Source organism: Agromyces albus, assembly GCF_030815405.1.
GTDB lineage: Bacteria > Actinomycetota > Actinomycetes > Actinomycetales > Microbacteriaceae > Agromyces > Agromyces albus_A.
In genome coordinates this window covers 1,383,686-1,402,727 of record NZ_JAUSWX010000001.1, presented here as the reverse complement: position 1 = coordinate 1,402,727, position 19,042 = coordinate 1,383,686, and the positions used below count along the sequence as shown (strand labels likewise).

The 19,042-nt window shown below is 68.4% G+C and carries 25 protein-coding genes, 1 tRNA gene and 1 pseudogene; 11 read left to right on the top strand and 16 right to left on the bottom strand.

The genetic code is table 11. The annotated features are described in order from the left end of the window. Positions 1-78 precede the first annotated feature (78 nt). Complete coding sequence (locus QFZ29_RS06555) at positions 79-330, top strand: hypothetical protein (protein ID WP_306893392.1); 252 nt, start codon at positions 79-81, stop codon at positions 328-330. 42 nt (positions 331-372) lie between these two features. Here the strand turns inward: QFZ29_RS06555 and QFZ29_RS06550 are convergent, their stop codons facing one another. From QFZ29_RS06550 to QFZ29_RS06540, 3 genes are all read right to left on the bottom strand, one after another. Beyond that, complete coding sequence (locus tag QFZ29_RS06550) at positions 373-1,452, bottom strand: YihY/virulence factor BrkB family protein (protein WP_306893391.1); 1,080 nt, start codon at positions 1,450-1,452, stop codon at positions 373-375. A gap of 130 nt (positions 1,453-1,582) precedes the next feature. After that, positions 1,583-2,446 (bottom strand): hypothetical protein, encoded by an 864-nt coding sequence (locus QFZ29_RS06545; RefSeq protein WP_306893390.1) that lies wholly within the window; start codon positions 2,444-2,446, stop codon positions 1,583-1,585. A gap of 224 nt (positions 2,447-2,670) precedes the next feature. After that, positions 2,671-3,609, bottom strand: coding sequence for a helix-turn-helix transcriptional regulator (locus tag QFZ29_RS06540; RefSeq protein WP_306893389.1), 939 nt, complete (start codon positions 3,607-3,609; stop codon positions 2,671-2,673). A gap of 103 nt (positions 3,610-3,712) precedes the next feature. Between QFZ29_RS06540 and QFZ29_RS06535 the strand changes: the two genes are divergently transcribed. Further along, positions 3,713-4,138, top strand: coding sequence for a VOC family protein (locus tag QFZ29_RS06535; RefSeq protein WP_306893388.1), 426 nt, complete (start codon positions 3,713-3,715; stop codon positions 4,136-4,138). 21 nt (positions 4,139-4,159) lie between these two features. On the opposite strand, the gene soxR is transcribed toward QFZ29_RS06535, so the two are convergent. Next, complete coding sequence (soxR, locus tag QFZ29_RS06530; RefSeq protein ID WP_306893387.1) at positions 4,160-4,660, bottom strand: redox-sensitive transcriptional activator SoxR; 501 nt, start codon at positions 4,658-4,660, stop codon at positions 4,160-4,162. A gap of 83 nt (positions 4,661-4,743) precedes the next feature. On the opposite strand from soxR, the gene fdxA reads away from it, so the two are divergent. From fdxA to QFZ29_RS06510, 4 genes and pseudogenes are all read left to right on the top strand, one after another. Beyond that, complete coding sequence (gene fdxA / locus QFZ29_RS06525; RefSeq protein ID WP_306893386.1) at positions 4,744-5,067, top strand: ferredoxin; 324 nt, start codon at positions 4,744-4,746, stop codon at positions 5,065-5,067. Next, positions 5,067-5,588, top strand: a complete 522-nt coding sequence (locus tag QFZ29_RS06520) for a flavin reductase family protein (protein ID WP_306893385.1) — start codon at positions 5,067-5,069, stop codon at positions 5,586-5,588. The genes fdxA and QFZ29_RS06520 overlap by 1 nt, the downstream gene beginning before the upstream one ends. A gap of 8 nt (positions 5,589-5,596) precedes the next feature. Beyond that, a pseudogene (locus QFZ29_RS06515) lies at positions 5,597-5,890 on the top strand (superoxide dismutase); the annotation flags it as partial. Positions 5,891-6,132: 242 nt separating this feature from the next. Next, positions 6,133-6,465 carry a septum formation family protein gene (locus QFZ29_RS06510; RefSeq protein ID WP_306893384.1) on the top strand — a complete coding sequence of 111 codons (333 nt, stop codon included), beginning with the start codon at positions 6,133-6,135 and terminating at the stop codon, positions 6,463-6,465. A gap of 33 nt (positions 6,466-6,498) precedes the next feature. On the opposite strand, the gene QFZ29_RS06505 is transcribed toward QFZ29_RS06510, so the two are convergent. Genes QFZ29_RS06505 through QFZ29_RS06490 form a run of 4 tightly spaced genes read right to left on the bottom strand, consistent with a single transcriptional unit; the run spans position 6,499 to position 9,120 of the window. After that, a complete protein-coding gene (locus QFZ29_RS06505; RefSeq protein WP_306893383.1) occupies positions 6,499-6,969 on the bottom strand; it encodes a hypothetical protein in 471 nt (156 codons plus the stop codon). After that, positions 6,966-7,505, bottom strand: coding sequence for a metallophosphoesterase family protein (locus tag QFZ29_RS06500; RefSeq protein WP_306893382.1), 540 nt, complete (start codon positions 7,503-7,505; stop codon positions 6,966-6,968). Before QFZ29_RS06500 ends, QFZ29_RS06505 begins: the two co-directional genes overlap by 4 nt. 35 nt (positions 7,506-7,540) lie before the next feature. Next, complete coding sequence (locus tag QFZ29_RS06495) at positions 7,541-8,467, bottom strand: NAD-dependent epimerase/dehydratase family protein (protein ID WP_306893381.1); 927 nt, start codon at positions 8,465-8,467, stop codon at positions 7,541-7,543. After that, entirely contained in the window at positions 8,464-9,120 is a 657-nt protein-coding gene (locus QFZ29_RS06490; RefSeq protein WP_306893380.1) for a MerR family transcriptional regulator, read from the bottom strand. The genes QFZ29_RS06495 and QFZ29_RS06490 overlap by 4 nt, the downstream gene beginning before the upstream one ends. 89 nt (positions 9,121-9,209) lie before the next feature. On the opposite strand from QFZ29_RS06490, the gene QFZ29_RS06485 reads away from it, so the two are divergent. Then, positions 9,210-10,358, top strand: a complete 1,149-nt coding sequence (locus tag QFZ29_RS06485; RefSeq protein WP_306896636.1) for a CapA family protein — start codon at positions 9,210-9,212, stop codon at positions 10,356-10,358. A gap of 1 nt (position 10,359) precedes the next feature. On the opposite strand, the gene QFZ29_RS06480 is transcribed toward QFZ29_RS06485, so the two are convergent. The 6 genes from QFZ29_RS06480 to QFZ29_RS06455 form a co-directional block, all read right to left on the bottom strand. Continuing rightward, positions 10,360-10,983, bottom strand: coding sequence for a mismatch-specific DNA-glycosylase (locus QFZ29_RS06480; RefSeq protein ID WP_306893379.1), 624 nt, complete (start codon positions 10,981-10,983; stop codon positions 10,360-10,362). Between the two features lie 66 nt (positions 10,984-11,049). Continuing rightward, positions 11,050-11,484: an SRPBCC family protein gene (locus QFZ29_RS06475; RefSeq protein ID WP_306893378.1), complete on the bottom strand. Its 435-nt coding sequence runs from the start codon at positions 11,482-11,484 to the stop codon at positions 11,050-11,052. Positions 11,485-11,558: 74 nt separating this feature from the next. Continuing rightward, on the bottom strand, positions 11,559-12,995 hold the full coding sequence (locus QFZ29_RS06470; protein WP_306893377.1) for an HDIG domain-containing metalloprotein: 1,437 nt from the start codon (positions 12,993-12,995) through the stop codon (positions 11,559-11,561). Positions 12,996-13,018: 23 nt separating this feature from the next. Then, on the bottom strand, positions 13,019-13,300 hold the full coding sequence (locus QFZ29_RS06465) for a hypothetical protein (RefSeq protein WP_306893376.1): 282 nt from the start codon (positions 13,298-13,300) through the stop codon (positions 13,019-13,021). A 77-nt stretch (positions 13,301-13,377) separates the two neighbouring features. Next, positions 13,378-13,626, bottom strand: a complete 249-nt coding sequence (locus QFZ29_RS06460) for a hypothetical protein (protein WP_306893375.1) — start codon at positions 13,624-13,626, stop codon at positions 13,378-13,380. Positions 13,627-13,760: 134 nt separating this feature from the next. Beyond that, positions 13,761-13,837 (bottom strand) — tRNA-Pro (locus QFZ29_RS06455). A gap of 137 nt (positions 13,838-13,974) precedes the next feature. Here QFZ29_RS06455 and QFZ29_RS06450 point away from each other — a divergent pair. Both QFZ29_RS06450 and QFZ29_RS06445 read left to right on the top strand, forming a co-directional pair. After that, positions 13,975-15,732 (top strand): pyruvate dehydrogenase, encoded by a 1,758-nt coding sequence (locus tag QFZ29_RS06450; RefSeq protein ID WP_306893374.1) that lies wholly within the window; start codon positions 13,975-13,977, stop codon positions 15,730-15,732. Positions 15,733-15,869: 137 nt separating this feature from the next. After that, a complete protein-coding gene (locus QFZ29_RS06445; protein ID WP_306893373.1) occupies positions 15,870-16,358 on the top strand; it encodes a hypothetical protein in 489 nt (162 codons plus the stop codon). Between the two features lie 63 nt (positions 16,359-16,421). Here QFZ29_RS06445 and QFZ29_RS06440 read toward each other — a convergent pair whose 3' ends face one another. Both QFZ29_RS06440 and QFZ29_RS06435 read right to left on the bottom strand, forming a co-directional pair. Further along, complete coding sequence (locus tag QFZ29_RS06440) at positions 16,422-17,078, bottom strand: hypothetical protein (RefSeq protein WP_306893372.1); 657 nt, start codon at positions 17,076-17,078, stop codon at positions 16,422-16,424. Further along, positions 17,075-17,530, bottom strand: coding sequence for a MarR family winged helix-turn-helix transcriptional regulator (locus tag QFZ29_RS06435; protein ID WP_306893371.1), 456 nt, complete (start codon positions 17,528-17,530; stop codon positions 17,075-17,077). The genes QFZ29_RS06440 and QFZ29_RS06435 overlap by 4 nt, the downstream gene beginning before the upstream one ends. A gap of 130 nt (positions 17,531-17,660) precedes the next feature. Between QFZ29_RS06435 and QFZ29_RS06430 the strand changes: the two genes are divergently transcribed. Further along, positions 17,661-18,581, top strand: coding sequence for an oxygenase MpaB family protein (locus QFZ29_RS06430; RefSeq protein ID WP_306893370.1), 921 nt, complete (start codon positions 17,661-17,663; stop codon positions 18,579-18,581). A 14-nt stretch (positions 18,582-18,595) separates the two neighbouring features. Further along, entirely contained in the window at positions 18,596-19,039 is a 444-nt protein-coding gene (locus QFZ29_RS06425) for a nitroreductase family deazaflavin-dependent oxidoreductase (protein WP_306893369.1), read from the top strand. The last annotated feature ends 3 nt before the right edge of the window (positions 19,040-19,042 follow it).

Genomic DNA, 19,042 nt, shown 5'->3' with positions numbered 1-19,042 from the left:
GCTGCCCGGCGGGCGACCGTATCGTGAGCCTTGGCCGCCGCACCCGCGGAGCTCGGCCATGTTCCGATCGGAGGAGCCATGACTGATCCCCTGCGCCCGCGAGAGCACGTCGAGGGCGAGTACACCGACGCCGAGCTTCCGCTGAGCGCGGAACTTCCCAAGGAGGACTTCGAGGAGGTCGAGGACGTCGCCGGCGAGCCCGCTGCCGAAGATCTCGACGACGACGTCGAGGTCGACGAGGTCTACGAAGTCGACGACGCCGACGTCGACGTGGTCGGGATCGACGACCCCGACCGGGTCATCCCGCCGGACAGGGACATTCCGCTCTGAGCATCGTGTGAGGGCTCGCCGGGTCGGATCGAGCCCGGCGAGTCACTCGCGCGGCCGCACCGGTGCGGCCGCGCCGGACTGCTCGCGCTCGACGGCCTCGCGCGCCGCGATGACGGCGGTCGCGGCATCCGCTGCCCGGCGTTCGGCACGCTGCAGCTGTCGCGCCGCGAACGTGGGCGCCCCGTAACGTGCGTGCACCCGGTCGTGCTCCTCGTCGACGCCCGTGACGATGTAGGCGCCGGCGATGAGGATGACCTGGCTCGAGAAGTTGATCCACAGCAGCAGGGCGATGAGCGAGCCGAACGATGCGAGCAGCGGGTTGGCCGTGGCACCGCCGACGAACAGGCTCGAGAGCAGTTGCAGCGCGGTGAGGCCGACTCCACCGATGATCGCGCCGGTCCAGAGCGAGCGCGCGCTCGGTCGCAGGCCCGACAGGAGGCGGAACATGACCGCGATGACGATCGTGTCGATCGCGAAGATCACGACGATGGAGATCGTTCGGGTACTCGCCTCGAAGAGCGCATCGCCGGCCGAGATGCCGAGCCAGTCGAAGACGGCGCCGAGGGCCGCCGTGCTGAAGTACGTGACCGCAGCGGCGGCGGCGAGCGCAACGCCGAATCCGATCGCGAGCAGCAGGTCGCGCACCAGGAGCCAGAGGAAGAACGTCGTGTCGTCGGGCTGGTGACCGAGGTCGCGGAACGCCTTGCGCAGCGAGCCGACGGCGCCGATCGCGGCGCCGACGGCACCGATGAGCGCGATCGTGCCCGCGATGCTGAGGGTGATGGGCTGCACGAGATCGTCGGGGTCGATGAGACCGTCGGCTCCGACCAGGCCAGGGATCGCGGCGCCGATCGTGTCGACGAGCGCCTGCATCGCCGTCTCGTTGCCCGAGAGCCAGATCCCCCCGATCGCGAAGCCGAGGAACAGGCCGGCGAACACCGAGAAGAGGGTGCGATACGTGACGCTGTCGGCGAGCATCGGCCCCTGGCGCTCGATATAGAGCAGGAGCGCGCGGGCGGGCTTCTTCGCGAGCACCCAGGCGGTGGCGCGTTTTGCCCAGGCACTCACACGGGCGACCGGCGAGGCGGGTCGCCGGTCGATCTCGTCGCCGTGCGCGTTCATTCGGTCAGGCTATCGAGCAGCGGATGCCGCCCGCATGAGCTTGACACGTGCGGCGTCCCGCGCCACGAACGTCAGAACGGCGGTGCCGATGGGGATTCACCCCCATCGGCACCGCCGTTTCACATGCGACTCAGTACCAGCCCACGGACTCCGAGTGGTCCCAGGCACCGCACGGCGTGCCGTAGCGACCCGCGATGTAGCCGAGACCCCACGTGATCTGCGTGGTGGCGCTCGTGGCCCAGTCTGCGCCGGCCGTGCTCATCTTGCTCCCGGGCAGGGCCTGCGGGATGCCGTAGGCACCGCTCGAGCTGTTCTCTGCGTACACGTTCCAGCCGGACTCGCGGCTCCAGAGGCTCACGAGGCAGCCGAACTGGTCGTCGCCCCAGCCGTAGGACGACGCCATGAGGCTGCGGGCGATCGCCTGCGCTTCCGTCGGGTTCGAGGGCGCCGACGGGCGTGAGGGAGCGGCGGTTGCCGCTTGCTCGGCCTGTGCGGCGGCTTCGGCGGCGGCCTTCGCTGCGGCGGCGGCCGCGGCAGCGGCAGCCTGCTCGGCTGCGACGCGATCGGCCTCGGCCAGTGCGGCCTGCACCGTCGCGGTGTGCGACTTCGTCGTCTCGACGAGGTCGAACACCCGCTCGGGTGCGAGCAGCTTGTAGTCGTCGAGGGCGGCGACGGATGACGCGAGCTGCGTGGCATCCGTCTTGCCCTGCGCTGCGGCGATCGTGTCGCCGGCACCGGTGAGCGTGTCTTCGGCCAGTTTCACTGCGCGAGCCTCGAGGATGCCGGCGTGCGAGCCGAGCTGCTCGACGTCGAGGTCGCCGGCGGCGGTGAGGGCCGCAGTCGCCTCGATGCTCTCATTCTGCGCAGCGACCGTGGATTGCACCGCGAAACCGGTGCCGACCATGGCGCCGATCGCGACGACCGCGCCGGCTGCGATGAGGGGCCCGCCGCGCCAGCCGCGCCGCGAGTTGCGACGACGGGGACGAACGGCCAAGGGGCCCGTTTCGGGCGTGGGATCTGAGTTCTGAGAGGAGGGAATCTGGTTCTGCATGACTTTCACATGGGCGAGTCGCGCGGCATTCGGACTGCCGGCGACTCTTGATCGGCGTTCCTCGGGCGGGGGCGCCCGGGCGAAGTGGCCAGTCTGGCGAGGCCTTCTGGACAGAACCTCAGTTTTCCCTGTGAAAGTCATGCACGTCGTGAACGCGCTCCCACTGTTCAATTGCGCCTGACGAGCTCGGAACCGAGCCGCTTGAGCTCCACTCGAACCGACTCGGGCTCGACCACTTCGAGGTGGTCAGCCCACCCGGCGAGCGACCGGGCAAGCAGCGATTCGGTCGGGGCGGTGACGCGAATCCGGGTGCGGTGCTCGTCGACGGATTCCGCGCTCATCGACCGTTCACCGAAGCGCTCACGAAGGAACGGCAGGATCGCGGTGTCGGTGATCACCACCGCCGACGCGCGCTCGCGATGCTCGTTCACCTCATGCATAACGCGCTCCCACGCTTCGGCGAGATCGAAGTCGGCGGGGCGTTGCGCCGCCTCATCGACGACGATCGCCTCGACGATGCGATCCACGCGATACGTACGCTCGGCACCGGCGACTCCGCCGAGCAGGTACCAGACCTCGTGCTTCTCGACGAGGCCCCACGGATCGACGAGGCGTTCGACGGGCTCGCGATCCCAGCCGCGATAGAGGAGCCGCACGCGTCTGCGCTGCACGACCGCCGCCTGCAACAGTTTCACGATCTCGGGCTGTTCTCGTGGCGGTCTTCCCCATTGCGCCGGGTCGATGACGACGGCTTCGGCGGCGGCCTCGGCTTCGGCGCGAAAGGTGTCGGGCAGCGCGCGAACGAGCTTCCGCAGCGCAGACTTGGCCTCGGGAGCGACGGATGCTGCGGGCCCCACGATCAGGAACAGCGCACGCGCCTCGGCCGAGGTGAGTCCGCTGAGGTCGGTTCGGGCACCGCCGAGCAATTGCCAGCCTCCGCCGCGCCCGGCTTGCGGGTAGACGGGGATGCCGGCCGCGGACAGCGCTTCGAGGTCGCGGCGAGCAGTCGCGACGGAGATCTCGAGCTCTTCGGCGAGCTCGGCAGCCGTGACCTTCCCGCGAGCCTGCATGAGCAGGAGGGTGGCTACGAGTCGATCGGCGCGCATAGTTCAATACTCGCAAACAAAGTAGTCAGGAGGTGAGCACTTATGCGTTCGATACTTGATTCAGTACCCACGAAGACCGAACTCATCAGGAAAGGGAACCACCATGTTGCGAGGATTCGCCACCGTCAACTACTTCGCCGCCGACCTCGACGCCGCCACGACCTGGTACACCGAGCTGCTCGGCGTGCCGCCCTACTACGACCAGGTGCCGGGATACCGGGAGTTCCGAATCGGCGACTACCAGGACGAGCTCGGACTCGTCGACGCCGCCTACGGACCGGCTCCCACGGAGAAGCCCGCCGGTCAGGTCATCTTCTGGCACGTCGACGACCTCGATGGCTCGCTCGAGCGACTCCTGTCGCTCGGCGCGACCCTCAACCAACCGCGAATCGACTACGGCGACTTCAGCACGGCATCCGTCATCGACCCGTTCGGCAACGTGCTCGGCATCATGTACAACCCGCACTACGCCGAGATCCTCGAGCTCGTGCGTCCTGACCAGGCCGGCCTCGACGCGCTGAAGAATTGAGAAGGCTCCTGGGGCCTGCCGTCACACCGGCTCGGCCGGCCCCAGCCTCCGCGGTCCGACGCCGTCGTCGCCGAGGGCGTCGTCGGGGTTGAGCAGCCCGCATGCCTTCATCGAGAGGCATCCGCAGCCGATGCATCCGGTGAGTTCGCGCTCGAGCCGTTCGATGCCGCGACGGCGTTCCTCGAGTTGTCGCTTCCAGCGGCGCGAGGCCCTCTGCCAGTCGGCATGGCTCGGCGTCGTGTCGAGGGGAACCGATTCGAACACGGCCTGCACATCGGTGAGCGGGATGCCGAGCCGTTTCGCGACCGCGATGAGCGAGACGCGCCGGAGCATGTGGCGCGGGTAGCGGCGCTGGTTGCCGGCCGTGCGCATCGACGCGATGAGGCCGAGCTCCTCGTAGAACCGCAGCGCCGAGGCGGCCACTCCGGTGCGCCGGCTCATCTCGCCGACCGTCAGGAGTTCGTCGGGTGCATGCCGTGCCGATGCGTCATGCTCGGGGGCGAGCTGGCGCTCAGGCGACATCCGATTTCCCTCCGTTTTGACTTCAACCATACTTGAGGTTTTACGTTGGAGGGCATGCGACCAGCGAGTGTGGTGATCCCCCGGTGACCTACGTGATCGCCCTGCCGTGCGTGGATCTGAAAGACAAGGCGTGCATCGACGAGTGCCCCGTGGATTGCATCTACGAGGGCGAGCGATCGCTCTACATCCATCCCGACGAGTGCGTGGACTGCGGTGCGTGCGAGCCGGTCTGCCCCGTCGAGGCCATCTACTACGAAGACGACCTCCCCGACATCTGGGCCGACTACTACAGGGCCAACGTCGAGTTCTTCGATGACCTCGGCTCCCCCGGCGGTGCCGCGCGAACCGGGCTCATCCCGCGCGATCACGAGCTCATCGCGGCGCTTCCCCCGCAGGGTGGACAGTGATGACGGATGCCACGCGGGCGCTCGAATCGACGGCGCTCGCCGAGTCGTTCAAGGCCGCGTTCCGCGCCCAGCCTGCCGGCGTCGCCCTCGTCACCGCGGCGACGGAATCGGGCCCGGTCGGGCTCACCGCTTCGAGCGTGGCCTCGGTGGCGGTCGATCCGCCGGCCCTGTCGTTCTCGGTGACGCGCGCCACCGGGTCGGCGGGCCGGCTGCTCGCCGCCGACACCATGATCGTGCACTTTCTCGCCGACCGTCATGTCGACCTCGCACGCGCGTTCGCCCGGTCGGGCGAACCGCGCTTCACGACGGAACAGGGATTCGCGCGGCTCGGGACCGGCGAACCGCTGCTCTCCGACGCCCGCGCGGCACTCCGCTGCCGACCGCTGCACATCGTTCCGGTCGGAAGCTCGTCGCTCGTCATCGCCGAGGTGCTCGATGTGAGCCTCGGACCGCCGTCATCGCCGCTGCTCTACCACGATCGTCGATTCCACCGCCTCGACAGCGACAGCCCAGACCTCTGACCACGCCGGCACACTTCACGGCGACGGCCCTCGGCGTGCAGGGCTCGGGCTGGGCGGTGCTCGCGTGGGACGACCTGGGCGCTCGACCGGTGATCTTCCAGCTCTTCGACCAGCAGGGCAACGCGCCGCTCGGCGTCACGCCGCTGCTCCAGCTCGACGTGTGGGAGCACGCCTATTACCTCGACTACCGCAACGTGCGTGCCGACTATGTGAAGGCGTTCTGGGAGATCGTCAACTGGGCCGATGTGCAGGCCCGCTTCACCGCAGCCCGTGCCGCCACGAGCGGTCTGCTCGCGCCCTGACACAGATCCGTCCAGTAGGTTCGGACTCCATGGGAAGGGCTGGCTACAGAAGCATTGCGATCCTCGCGGTCGGCTTGGTCGTCGCCATGCTGAGCGCATGCATCGCCGCCGGTGATCGGACGTCACCGACGTCATCACCCGCGACGGGAGGCGGGCGTCCGACATCCTCGGCGCCGGCGAGTGCCCTTGGCGCGACGACGCCGAGCGCCTCCCCTTCTGCGCCGGCTCCATTTCACCCCGCGGTGGGCACGTGCTTCGACGTGCGGAAGGACCAGCCGAAGCTCTCGGAGTCGATCGTGCCGTGCGACCAGCGCCACGACGATGAGGTCTATGCCGTCTTCGACCTCGATGACACCGACTACCCCGGGCAGACGGCACTCCAACAGACGGCCGATGAAGGGTGCCGAGCTCGATTCGCCGACTTCATCGGGATCCCATATGAGGAGTCGATCCTGGAGCTCTACTCGCTCTGGCCGACCGAGAAGGCATGGCTCGACGGGGATCGCCGAATCTCATGCGTGGTCTGGTACCCGGATGATGCGGTCGTCGGCTCTCTCGCGGGTGCGGCCTATTGACGAGTCGTCGAGCCGCGATGACTCAGGCGTCCGTTATCGCAGGGGGCGGTGTTGCTCGGCAGTGCGCTTGACCGCCGACAGGATGCGCCGGGTGGCGAGCACGTGCGCACGACTGCGGATCACCAGCATCCGATAGATGGCGCCGTGCACCCCCGGGAATTCGGCACGGGTCTCTGCACGAAGGACGGTGCGGCCCGGGGCGACCTCGTCGAGGTGGAAGATCAGCGCGTAGTCGGAGAAGGAATGGCGGCCGGCGAGCGCGAGGTGCTGCGGTTCGTCGGCGGTCACGACGTGGAAGCCGGGGAACGCAGAGCCCGCTGACAGCGGTCGAGGTCCGGATGCCGCGGTGTCGACGGCGCGGATCAGGCGCGCATATCGGGCGAACCCCGACGAGCCCGTCGCCTCGAGCACCCGCTGCAGTGAGACCCAGCTGGCCTCGCGGTCGGCCTCGATCGCCACCGAGTGCTCGTCGACGAAGGGCAGGGACGCGGGGGCGAGGCTCACGACTCGATGCTATGCCCGCTCAGGCTCTCGCCACGTGGGCCGACCGCGACGAGCTGCAATTCGCGAAGGCGGCCGTCATCGGCGACCGCAGTCATGAACGTACCCGTGGGCTGGCGCCGGCGATCCGTGGGCGATCCCGGATTCAGCAGCCGCATGCCGGCTGGCGAGACAGCGTCCCATGGGATGTGGCTGTGCCCGAAGACGAGCACGTCGGTGTCGGGGAACGCGGCGTCCATGCGGCGTTCGCGGCCGTCCGCCTGGCCGGTCTCGTGCACGACGGCGAAACGCAGGCCGTCGACGAGTTCGGCGGCGAGCTCAGGCAAGCGGGCGCGGAGTGCGGCGCCGTCGTTGTTGCCCACGACGCCGACGAGTCGCGTTGCACGTGCCTCGATCTCGTCGAGGAGGCTCACGTCGACCCAGTCACCCGCATGGATGACGAGGTCGGCTGCCTCGATCGCGGCCCAGAGGGCAGGCGGAAGGCCGCGGGCGCGTTTGGGCACGTGCGTGTCGGCGAGGATCACGAGGGACGTCGGCATCCCTCGATCATCCTCGCCGACCGCCGCGGCCGCACCTATCGGCTCAGTACACCCGCGCGCTCCTGAGCTGCGGCGATCCCCTCGCGATAGGGCGTCGCGGCGATCCCGAACGTCGACTCGAACGCGCTCGAATCGAACACGTACGGGGCCGTGTACTGGTATGCCATCTCGAGCGACTCGCGCGCCTCCGAGATGAACAGCGCACCCACTCGCATCATGGTCGCCGACATCGTCTTGTGGGCGAGCTTGCCGCCCGTCGCGAGCTCGAGGTAGTCGGCGCCGGACAGGGCAGGCGCCGCGGTCGGCAGGTGCCAGGCGCGCCCGCGGGCGCGCTCGTCGGTGCCGAGCACCGCGAGGGCTTCGCCGATGTCGGGCGTGTAGGTCATCGAGTGCGGCTGATGCGAGTCGAAGAGCCAGATCGGCGGCTTTCCCTTCGCGACGTTGTCGAGGGCGAAGGTGTTGAACGCGCTCGTCGCCGCATCCGGCCCGTAGAAGTCGGCGCTGCGCCCGACCGTGTAATCGAGCCCGCGTTCCCGGGCGGCGGTGCCGAGCGCGGCGAGCAGTGACGCGCGCAGGACGCCCTTCTTGCTGGAGGGCCGGATCGGCGTCGATTCGGTCATCGGCGCATCCGTTCTGCCGTAGGCATAGACGTTGTCGAAATACACGAGCCGCGTGCCGTGCGCGAGACACGCATCGATGGTGTTCTGCATGATCGTCGGCCAGTCGCGACGCCAGACCTTGGTCGAATACGAGACACCGACCGTGAGGTAGGCGACCTCAGCACCTTCCACGGCATTCATGACGGATGCCGCGTCGAGGAGATCAGCGACGACGGACGTCGCCCCGGCCGACACCGACGCCGAGCGGCCGACCGACGAGACGGAGTGGCCTCGAGCCAGGAGCGCCGAAATCGTCTCGCGACCGATGACGCCATTTCCTCCGAGCACTACATGGTTGGTCATTTCGCATCCTTCTCGTCGTGGATCGTGGTGTGCACGGGAAAGAGCTCCGCCGTCTCGTTCTCCTGCGCCAGCCGTCGGAGCCCGGCGATGAGCGCATCGCCGAGCACTGTTCCGACCACCATGAGTTCGGCGACGAGCTCGGGGCGATCGCGGGTCGTCAGTGCCATCAGGTCGGCTCGGGCGATGGTCGTCGCCGCCGAAGCGTAGGCATCGAGGAACTCATCGGATGGCGCGAAGCCGATCGTCGAGAAGGCGTCGAGGGCTCGCGCGGCGACGTCGAAGCCGGGGTTCTCGGCGGTCGTCCTCCAGCCGTGCCCGGTGGCCAGAGCTGCGACCCGATGGCGTGCTTCCGGCTGTGCCGTGCTGCTCGAAGCGCCACCGACGCCGAGCGCGTGCTGGGCTGCCTCGAAGGTGTGGGCCAGGGAGGTGTCGTCCGAATCGAGCGTGGCGAGCACGTGCTTCGTGTCGGCTATCGACAATCCGCCCGTCTCGATCAGCGCCCTCACCAGCTTGACCCGACGCACGTGCGTCTCGTCGTAGGCGGTCTGGTTGCTCCCCACTCGCTCACCGCTGTGAACGAGTCCTTCGCGAAGGTAGTACTTCATCGTCGTGGCGGTGACGCCGGTTCGCCGGCTGACCTCGGAGATCTTCACCTACTGATAGTACCACTATCGATAGTTTCAATACCGGTGTGGCGGATGAGCTCGTGCTCACGATCCGCCCACGAGAGTAAGCGGTTAGAATCGCCGCATGCGAGGGCGGTCGGAGCCTTCCCCCTCCCGTCACGCTGTTCCTGTGCGGCGATGTCATGCTCGGACGCGGCCTCGACCAGATCCTGCCGAACCCCTCCGAACCGACGCTGCACGAGTCGTATATGCGGAACGCCGTGGAGTACGTGGCGTTGGCCGAGCGCGCATCGGGCGGGATCGCGCGGCCGGTGGCGTTCCCCTATGTCTGGGGCGATGCCCTGGCCGAGCTGGAGCAGCGGCGTCCGGCCGTGCGCATCATCAATCTGGAAACCAGCATCACTCGCAGCGACCGCCCCTGGCCGAAGGGCATCCACTATCGCATGCACCCCGACAACGTGCCGTGCATCGCCGCCGCCGGCGTCGACTGCTGCGTGCTGGCCAACAACCACGTGATCGACTGGGGACGCGAAGGGCTCGTGGAGACCCTCGGAACCTTACGGCGTGCTCGGATCGAGGTCGCCGGTGCCGGTGCGGACCTGGCTTCTGCGCGGGCGCCCGCGATCCTGCCGTTGGCCGGCGAGGCGCGTGTGCTCGTGTTCGCCGCCGCGACCGACGACAGCGGAGTGCCCGAGAGCTGGGCGGCGGGTGCGGATCGGTCCGGCGTGCACCGCCTGCCCGACCTTTCGGCGACGACCGTCGCGCAGATCGCCGCAGAGGTGCAACGCCACCGGCGATCCCATGACGTGGTGGTCTTCTCACTGCACTGGGGCGGCAATTGGGGCTACGAGATCTCGCCCGAGCAACGCGCCTTCGCCCGCGGCCTGATCGACTCCGCCGGCGTCGACGTCGTCTACGGCCACTCCTCGCATCACGCAAAGGCGATCGAGGTCTATCGGGAGCGGTTGATCCTCTACGGGTGCGGCGATTTCCTCAACGACTACGAAGGCATCTCGGGCCACGACGAGTTCCGCGATGATCTCGGGCTCATGTATTTTCCGATGATCGATGCCGCCACCGGGCAACTGCGTGAACTGAACCTGGTGCCGACCCGGGTTCGTCAACTGCGCATCAATCGCGCCGAGGGCGCCGACCGCCGCTGGCTGCTCGCCACGCTGCGGCGCGAGTGCGGCAGTTTCGGTTGCGAGGTCACGGATGGCAGCGACGGCGCATTCTCGGTGAGGTGGCGGCCGAGCGCGGCGTGAATCAGGCACTCCCCCGCCCGGTCGACGATGGCGCGGGCGTCGCATCCGTCGACCGAGGGTGAAGCGGGATCCCGGCGGCCCGCGCCGGCTCCGCATATGCCCGCGCGAGATCAGCGACGGTGGCGTGGGCGTTCAGTCCGCTCGGGTTCGGCACCACCCACAGCAACGCACCGCCGATCCGCTCGTCCTGAAGGCCGGCGCGCGCCTTGGGTCGATCGAAACCCATTCGGTAGGCGGTGAGGCCCACGACGGCGACCACGCGCGGATGCCACCGGGCAACGTCATCCGCGAGGCGAGCCGCACCCTCGCGCAACTCGACCCGGTCGAGCTCGTCGGCGCGCGCCGTGGCCCGGTGCACGAGATTGGAGATGCCGATCCCCGCGTCGAGGAACATCCGGCGCTCCTCCTCGCTGAGCCCGGTTGAGAAACCGGGCACGCGCGGGATGATGCCGGCGGCCGCGAGCGCCGGGTAGAACCGGTTGCCGGGGTGCGCGAAATGCGTTCCCGTCGCAGCCGTCCACAGCCCGGGGTTGATGCCCACGAACACGAGCTTCGGATGCTCGGGCATGAGGTCGCCGACGTTCGCCCCGCGGTAGGACTCGAGCTCAGCACGCGAAAACCCCATACCGCGATTCTGCCGTGCGGCGCCCGCGGCGGCGACGCTGGCTGGCTGAGTCGGAGCGTGCTCGGGTCAGGAACCGGGCTCGTACTCGGACTCGACGAGCCGCTTGATGGTGTCATAACTCTGCTGGACGAGCGGCGTGATCTTCTCGGCCATCGACTGGTCCGCGCCATGAATGTCCACGTGAGTCGACAGTCGAGTACGGTTCGGCCCTTCGGGGATGAGGGTCGCGCGCCCGGTCATCTCGGTCTGTCCGTCGTGGATCTTCGCGCCCATCGCACGCAGAGGGTCGAATTCGACGATCTCCATGGTTCCCTCGACCAGCACTCCGAAGCGGACGTAGCGCCGCTTGAGAACGGTGCCGACGCCGATCGGACCGCTCGTCACCTGCTCGAGCGACATGTCGGGATCCCAGCGCGGATGGTTCTCCACGTGGTGCACGGCGTAGAAGTCCCAGACGGCCGCGGCCGAACGTTCGATGATCGTCGAAACCTCGAGCTCCATGATGGGGCCTCCCCCGACGAGGCGATTCTACGCTCGCGGCGACCGCGCGGCACTGGCCTGGGAAGACGCTTGGATCATCCTCCGAGCTCGAGCCGCTCAGCGGCCCAAGCTGCGGCCCCCGCCTCATCGTCGAACACGCCGTCGTCCTGCGCCTCGAGCGATTCACGGATGAGCTCGCCGAACCGCGGACCGGGCTCGAGACCGAGCGCGACCAGGTGCTCGCCGCGGAGCAGCGGCTTCGCCGGCAGCTGCCCGGTGTCGGCGGCGAGCGCCTCCCATCGATGAGCATCGAACGGCTGCGACGCCGCTCCGCGTCCGCCGACGTCGGCCGAGACGACGGGGATCCAGTCCTGGAGGGTGGCCGGATGCAGCCGCCGCACGAGTCGGCGTACGGCAGCACGTGTGGGCTGGTCGATCGTGTGGGCCATGTGCTCGCGGACGATCGGCAGCACGCGGTCGCGAACCGAAGCCGGTGCGCCGATGCGTTTCAGGAACGATTCGGCCGGGGCCACTCCGGCATCCGCGTGACCTCGTGAGGTGATGCGACCATCAGGTTCCACCACAGTGCACTCGGCTTTCCCGAGATCATGCACGAGTGCGCCGAGCACGACCACGTCCCGGTCGACGCCCGTGATTCCGCTGGTGCTGCAGATCTCGGCCGCGGCAGCTGCGGCGAGCGCGGTGTGCGCCCATACCGTTCCCTCCGGATGCCACGACGGATCCTGCGGGGTGTCGTGAATCGTCTCCAGCTCGGGGAACAGCGTCGTCCACGCGGTGTCGTCGAGCGCTCGGAGCGCCGCGGGCCAGTCCGTTGCCGTCCGGCCAAGCCGGCGCCACTCGGCCCAGATTCGATCGGTTGGCAGCGAGTCCCACTCGTCTCGAAGGGACTGGGCGATGACGGCCGTGTCGGCGTGGAACCGAAATCCGTGTGTTCCCGCGAAGCGCACGCCTCTGAGCACTCGCAGGGGGTCGGTGCCGAGGCTCTGCGGCGTGGTGTGACGCAGCACACCTTCTTCCAGATCGACCGCTCCCGCCCATGGGTCGATGAGCTCCTCGGTAGCCGGTGACCAGCCGATCGCGTTCAGCGTGAAGTCACGGCGTCCGAATCGACCCGCGGCATCCAGCTCCGGATCGACGATGGAGAGCTCGAACTCCCTTCCGTGCACGGCCACCACCATGAGCTCATAGCTGGCGCCACGCGTGCCGACATACCCGACCTCCGTCAACGCGGCTCGAAGCCGATCCCGGCTCGCCGGCGCGATCTCGAAGTCGACATCTGTGGGCTCTCGTCCGAGGAGTCGGTCGCGAACCGCACCACCGACGACGACCAGCTCGTCGCCGACCGAGCGGACCGCCTCGACGACGAGGAGAGCTTCCGGCGAGAGCTCGATGAGCCCAGGTGCCGCGCACCGGTGGTCGACGCCTCGCGCGCGATCCTGTCCGCAGTTCGGGCAGCGGAGCAGCTCGGATGCCTCCGGCAACTCTGGACGGCGATCTCGGGTGTCGCTCACCTTGCCGATGATAGGCGCGGCATCTACTGCTTGCCTCGCGCCTCACCCGCGAAGTCGGGGTATCCGGCGAACCTCTCCCGGCCCGTCGGAGTGGGGTCGTAGTGGACGAGTTCGTTGGCTCGCTCGAGCGTTGTGGCGGAAGCCATCAAGACCTGCTTCGCGGGGTCGACGTCCCACTTGATGACGAGGTAGACGTCGCCACGCTTCACATCCCTGAATCGGCGGATGATCGCCTTGGGGTGGGCTGGATCGTTCCGGATGCAGAGCCAAGTGTCGGCGTCGTAACGGATGGGTTTGCGGTCCAATGGCGCTCCTTGCTGATTCGAACATACATTCGAATTCAGGTGTCCGCCACTGGAATCGCGCCCCGCAGACAGGACCCCTAGTCGAGATGAGGGAAGTCGGTTCGAAGGCCGCGGCGGATGCGGGCTGCTTTCGCCGCCTGACGATGGCTGCTCACGTCAATGGAGACTCCGAGCACCACCCACAGCGGACCCCCGACGGCCAAGACAGCGATAACCCATGGCTCCCGGAGATCGAGCACGTTGTACAAGATGGAAGCCACGATCACGAGGGCAACACCCGCCAGCAAGACGATTGCCAGAACTTGCCGTTGTCGCACCTCACTCATGCCGCCAGCGTATCGCCGTGACCAGCACCTGCAGACGGGATCCCGACACCCTGTTCCCCGCGAACTTTCCGCCCGGTTTTGACTCTCGGCATGAAGAAAGCCCCGGCGGATCTTTCGATCTACCGGGGCTTCTCTGGTCGGGCTGACAGGATTTGAACCTGCGACCCCTTGACCCCCAGTCAAGTGCGCTACCAAGCTGCGCCACAGCCCGATGCCATCCGATTTCTCGGAAGACAACTTGACCATCATAGCGGCATCCGCAGTGGTGCTCATGCACCCGCAGCCCCTCGACCGCGGGCGATCGAAGGGGAAGACTGGAGGAGAGGCACCGCACGGAGGGGACACACCGTGGCACACACGATCGCCGACCAACTCGTCGAGCAGCTCATCGATGCCGGGGTCCGTCGCATCTACGGCATCGTCGGCGACTCGCTCAATCCCATCGTCGACGCGGTTCGGCGCAGCGGCGGGTCGAAGGAGGGCGGCATCGACTGGATCCACGTGCGGCACGAGGAGTCCGCCGCGTTCATGGCCGCCGCCGACGCGCAACTCACGGGCACGCTCGCGGTGTGCGCCGGCACCGCCGGTCCCGGCAACCTGCATCTCATCAACGGCCTGTACGACGCGCATCGCTCGGGAGCGCCAGTGCTCGCGATCGCGGCCCACATCCAGAGCACTGAGATCGGGGCCGGCTACTTCCAGGCGACGCACCCCGATCGTCTGTTCGTCGAATGTTCCAATTACTGCGAGCAGATCGCGACGGCGGCACAGTCGCCGCGGGTCGTGAACTCCGCGCTCCGGCACGCGATCGCCGGGCCCGGCGTGGCGGTGGTCGTGATCCCGGGCGATGTCGGCGAGCTCGAGGCATCCGCTTCGTTCCCGGCCCTGGTCGCGACCGGGCCGCCGACGCTCGTGCCCGACGAAGCCGACGTTCGCGCCCTCGCCACGGCGATCGACGATGCCGACACCGTCGCGATCTTCGCGGGCGCCGGCGTCGAGGGCGCCCACAACGAGGTCATCGCCTTTGCCGAACTCGTCAAAGCCCCGATCGGGCATTCGCTGCGCGGCAAGCAGTGGATCCAATACGACAACCCGTTCGACGTCGGCATGACCGGCCTCCTCGGCTACGGCGCCGCGCACGCGGGCATCCATGACGCCGACCTGCTGCTCCTCATCGGCACCGACTTCCCCTACGAGCAATTCCTGCCCGACGCCGACAAGGTCGTCATCGCCCAGATCGACACGGATGCCTCGCACCTCGGCCGCCGCGCGAGCGTCGCGCACCCCGTGCATGGCGATGTTCGTGCCACGCTCGCCCTCCTCACCGAGCTCGTGACGCCGAAGACGAGCCGCACCTTCCTCGATCGCACGCTGAAGAAGCAGGAGAAGCTCCTCGACACCGTCACCGACACCTACACGGATGTCGCGACCGTCACGCCGATCCATCCCGAGTACGCCATCACCGTCATCGACGACGCAGCCGCAGACAACGCGATCTTCACCGCCGACACCGGAATGGGAACGGTGTGGCAGGCGCGCTACATCACGCCCACGGCCGATCGCCGCATCATCGGCTCGTTCCTGCACGGCACGATGGCGAATGCACTCCCCCACGCGCTCGGCGCGCAGGTCGCCTACCCCGGCCGCCAAGTGGTCGCGATCGCCGGCGACGGCGGACTCTCGATGCTGCTCGGCGAGCTCATCACCGCGGTGATGTACGAGTTGCCCATCAAGGTATTCGTGTTCAACAACTCGACGCTGGGGATGGTGAGACTCGAGATGCTCGTCGACGGCTTCCCGTCGTTCGGCGTCGACGTGCCCGCCGTCGACTACGGCGCGGTCGCGAGGGCGATGGGCTTCCACGCCGAACGCGTCGAGGATCCCAGACGACTCGAGGATGCCGTCGCCGCCGCGTTCGCACACGACGGCCCCGCTCTCGTCGACATCGTCACCGACCCTCGCGCCCTCTCGTTGCCTCCGGCGATCACGGGCGAGCAGGTGAAGGGCTTCACACTTGGGATGTCGAAGACCGTGTTGCACGGCGGCGCCGCCGAGGCCGTGAAGATTGCACGGTCGAACATCCGGCATCTGCCGGGGATCGGATGAAGCGGCTCATGTAGCGGACACATCGGAAATACCAACCCCATCCATAGCTTTCGGCCATAGGCTCGCTGAGGCCGATCCGGCCGTACGCCAACCGATCCAGCGCGCACGCTGCGCAGGACCGATCCTCTGGAGGAACCTTGTCGAACGCCACCACGCGACGCCCCGCCCTGAACATCCCGCTCATCGTGCTGTGGGTCGCCGCCATCGCGGTCGCCGGGCTCGGGTTCTGGCTGCTCGTCGGCGGAAATGCCGCCCAGGCCGACTTCTACAACGAGCAGGGCGACGACTACCTCGAATACCTCAACCTGCAGACGCAGAGCACGGTCGGCGGCATGCTGCTCACCGCCGGCGTCATCGGGGTGTTCATCGCACTCGCGACACACGCACGCAACCGCGCCGCTGCGGTCGTGAGCGCCGCGGCTGTCGCAGCCGCCACCCAGCCCCCGGCATTCGCCGACTCGAGCCTCGATGACATCGAGGAGCCCGAGGTCGTCGAGGTCGCATCGCCCGCGTACGTCGAGACCGCAGAAGCTGCCGCACCCGAGGCACCTGAGCCCGTCGACGTCGCCACCGACGAGAAGCCCGTCGCGCCGAACGCCGCCGACGACGAGCCCACCCGGCCGTAACGCCTACTACGCCAGCTGCGCCGGTCGCCGACCCTGAGGGGTCGCGCGACCGGCGCGCTGTCGTCAGAGGTGCTTTCGCACCTCGTCCACGAACCCGCGCGGGTCGTCGACCCAGATGCGCACGCCCGTGATCGTCTGCTCGCCGCCCTTCGCTCCCCCGCCGGGCAGCCGTACGACGATGGGGCGTTCGAGTTCGATCTCGATGTCGGTCTCGTCTTGCATGCGGAAGACGAGGATGCGCGAGGCATCCGTCTCCTCGAATCTCGGTGACTTCGGCTCGTCGACTCGCTTGTTGCGCGCGACCGAGGCGATGTCGTCCCAGCTGAGTGCGACGTCGATCTCGAGGCCCTGCCGCACGCGGATTCCATCGGGGCCGACCGTGTGCGGTCGCAGCAGGTAGGCGCAGAGCAGGCCGAACATCCAGGTGACGCCCCAGATGCCGAGGATGAGGAACGCGATGCGCACGGCGGGCCACCGATGCACGATGAGGTCGACGATCGGGAGCTCGAACGCCGAGAGCGCGATGAAGATGATGAGCACGGTGAGCACCGGCTTGTGGTAGCTGAAGCCCACGGCACCGCGCGGGATCGCCGGTCGGCGCGCGATGAACCGGCCGATGTTCGCGTAGATGCTGAGCTCGAGCAGCAGCGCCCGCTTGAGGAATCTCCACGTGCGAAGGCCGAAGGATGCGTCGTGCCGAGTCTGCGTCTCGACGCTCATGCCCCGACCTCGATCCGGTCTGCCCGGCGCGCCTCGTCGGCGGCGATGAGTTCGCGCAGCCGCCCCGCGATGGCGTCGACGCCCCGCTCGAGGGCCGCACGATCGGCGGCGTCGACCGCGTCGAGCAGGGTGGCGGAGAGCTCGGCATGCTCGCGCTGCATCTCGCGCATCATCTCTTGAGCGGATGCCGCGAGCGAGACGATCGTCGCCCGCCGGTCGCTCGGGTGCGGCGACCGGGTGACGTACCCTCCGGCCTCGAGCGCATCGACGAGTCCGGTGATGTTGCGCGGGCTCACGCCGAGGCTCGTGGCGAGCGCGTGCTGCGTCGACGGTCCGCTGTGCTGGAGCTCCCAGAGCAAGCGGATGCGTGCGGCGGTGAGCGGCGTGCCGTCGAAGGCGCGAGCCATGTCCTTCTGGAAGAGCTCGCTGATCTCGAGGAGCCGGTCGAGCACGGTGATCGGGGTCGCAATATCATGATGGTACTACATCGTTACCTCACTTCACGATTCGTGGCGACGCGGGCTGCGCTCTGCGACTGCCGTCTTCCAACCGGCATTCAGCCTCATGTGGTCTACTCCGGCCATGAGCTCGGTTCGGGATCGATGGCGATCGCATCTCCTGCAGACCCTGTCGGGCACCGACGACGGGCGCCCGCCCTGGGTGGACGAGCTGGAGCAGGGCGACGACGCAGGCTACTTCGGCCCGGGCTCGGCGGCTTGGGCGGTGCACGGCGGCATGGCCACGATGGTTGCGGGGATCCGCGCCCTCCTCGTACAGGCGATGCACCCGGGTGCCCTCGCCGGCATCCACGACTGGTCACGTTACGAGGAGGATCCACTCGGGCGGCTCACGGGCACCATCCGTTGGCTCGTCACGGTGACCTTCGGCGATCGCGCCACCGCCGAGCGGGCTTCGGCGCGAGTGCGAGGCCTGCACCGGCGCGTGCAGGGCGAGTACACGGACGCGCGCGGCATCCGCCGCCCCTATCGCGCGAGCGACCCCGAGCTCATCGAGTGGGTGCACCTGGCCTTCACCGACTCGTTCCTGGCCTGCCACGAGTTGTGGGAGGGCCAGATTCCGGGCGGCGCCGACGCGTACGTGCGCGAGTGGTCGATCGCCGGTGAGCTCATCGGCGTCACGGATGCCCCGCGCACCGCCGCCGACCTCCGTGCACGCCTGGGCGCCTTCGCCGACGCCGGCGTGCTGAAGCGCGACGAACGCGTCGATCGGACCGTGCGCTTCATCCGCAATCCGCCGTTGGCTCGGGGCATGCTGCCGGCCTATCGCATCATGTTCGCGGGCGCGGTGCAGTCCCTCTCGATCGACCAGCGACGACTGCTCGGACTGTCGGCGGCGCCGTTCCCCGCCGTCGCTGCCACGGGCGCAGTGCTCCGCTCGGTGCGCACGATGCTCGGCGACCGCTCGACCTCGGAGGAGGCGGCGCTCAAGCGGATCGCGAGGATCGCAGCCGATGCCGACACTCGCGACGAGTCTGCCGCATGATCAGGAGATCCCGGATGACTCGTCGTGGACGCATCGCCGACTTCTGGTTCCGCTCCCTGTCGCGCGCGCACCGCGTGCTCCTGCGGCTGAGCCGCTGGCATCTCGGTGCCGGGATCGTCGGCATGCCGATCGTGGAGCTCAGGACGACCGGCAGGCGCAGCGGCCGGCCTCGGGCCGTCGTGCTCTCGTCTCCGGTGGTCGACGGCGAGCGGATCGTGCTCGTGGCGTCGAAGGGCGGCGACGATCGCCACCCCGAGTGGTATCGCAACCTCGTGGCCGATCCGCTCGTCGAGCTCACGGTGCACGGGTCGCGGCGGCCGATGATCGCGAGGACCGCCGACGCCGAGGAACGCGCCGAGCTGTGGCCGAGGGTCGTTGCCGCCTATCGGGGATATGCGATCTACCAGCACCGCACGAGCCGGGAGATCCCGATCGTCATCTGCGAGCCGCAGGGCTGATCG

Excerpts from the sequence above, each read along its gene's own strand:
- QFZ29_RS06520 (WP_306893385.1), top strand. The coding sequence starts at position 5,067 with ATGACGGATGCCACGCGGGCGCTCGAATCGACGGCGCTCGCCGAGTCG.
- QFZ29_RS06550 (WP_306893391.1), bottom strand. The coding sequence starts at position 1,452 with ATGAACGCGCACGGCGACGAGATCGACCGGCGACCCGCCTCGCCGGTC.
- QFZ29_RS06480 (WP_306893379.1), bottom strand. The coding sequence starts at position 10,983 with ATGGGGTTTTCGCGTGCTGAGCTCGAGTCCTACCGCGGGGCGAACGTC.
- QFZ29_RS06425 (WP_306893369.1), top strand. The coding sequence starts at position 18,596 with ATGACTCGTCGTGGACGCATCGCCGACTTCTGGTTCCGCTCCCTGTCG.
- QFZ29_RS06535 (WP_306893388.1), top strand. The coding sequence starts at position 3,713 with ATGTTGCGAGGATTCGCCACCGTCAACTACTTCGCCGCCGACCTCGAC.
- QFZ29_RS06500 (WP_306893382.1), bottom strand. The coding sequence starts at position 7,505 with ATGCCGACGTCCCTCGTGATCCTCGCCGACACGCACGTGCCCAAACGC.
- QFZ29_RS06555 (WP_306893392.1), top strand. The coding sequence starts at position 79 with ATGACTGATCCCCTGCGCCCGCGAGAGCACGTCGAGGGCGAGTACACC.
- QFZ29_RS06460 (WP_306893375.1), bottom strand. The coding sequence starts at position 13,626 with ATGAGTGAGGTGCGACAACGGCAAGTTCTGGCAATCGTCTTGCTGGCG.
- QFZ29_RS06475 (WP_306893378.1), bottom strand. The coding sequence starts at position 11,484 with ATGGAGCTCGAGGTTTCGACGATCATCGAACGTTCGGCCGCGGCCGTC.
- QFZ29_RS06440 (WP_306893372.1), bottom strand. The coding sequence starts at position 17,078 with ATGAGCGTCGAGACGCAGACTCGGCACGACGCATCCTTCGGCCTTCGC.
- soxR (WP_306893387.1), bottom strand. The coding sequence starts at position 4,660 with ATGTCGCCTGAGCGCCAGCTCGCCCCCGAGCATGACGCATCGGCACGG.
- QFZ29_RS06495 (WP_306893381.1), bottom strand. The coding sequence starts at position 8,467 with ATGACCAACCATGTAGTGCTCGGAGGAAATGGCGTCATCGGTCGCGAG.
- QFZ29_RS06430 (WP_306893370.1), top strand. The coding sequence starts at position 17,661 with ATGAGCTCGGTTCGGGATCGATGGCGATCGCATCTCCTGCAGACCCTG.
- QFZ29_RS06540 (WP_306893389.1), bottom strand. The coding sequence starts at position 3,609 with ATGCGCGCCGATCGACTCGTAGCCACCCTCCTGCTCATGCAGGCTCGC.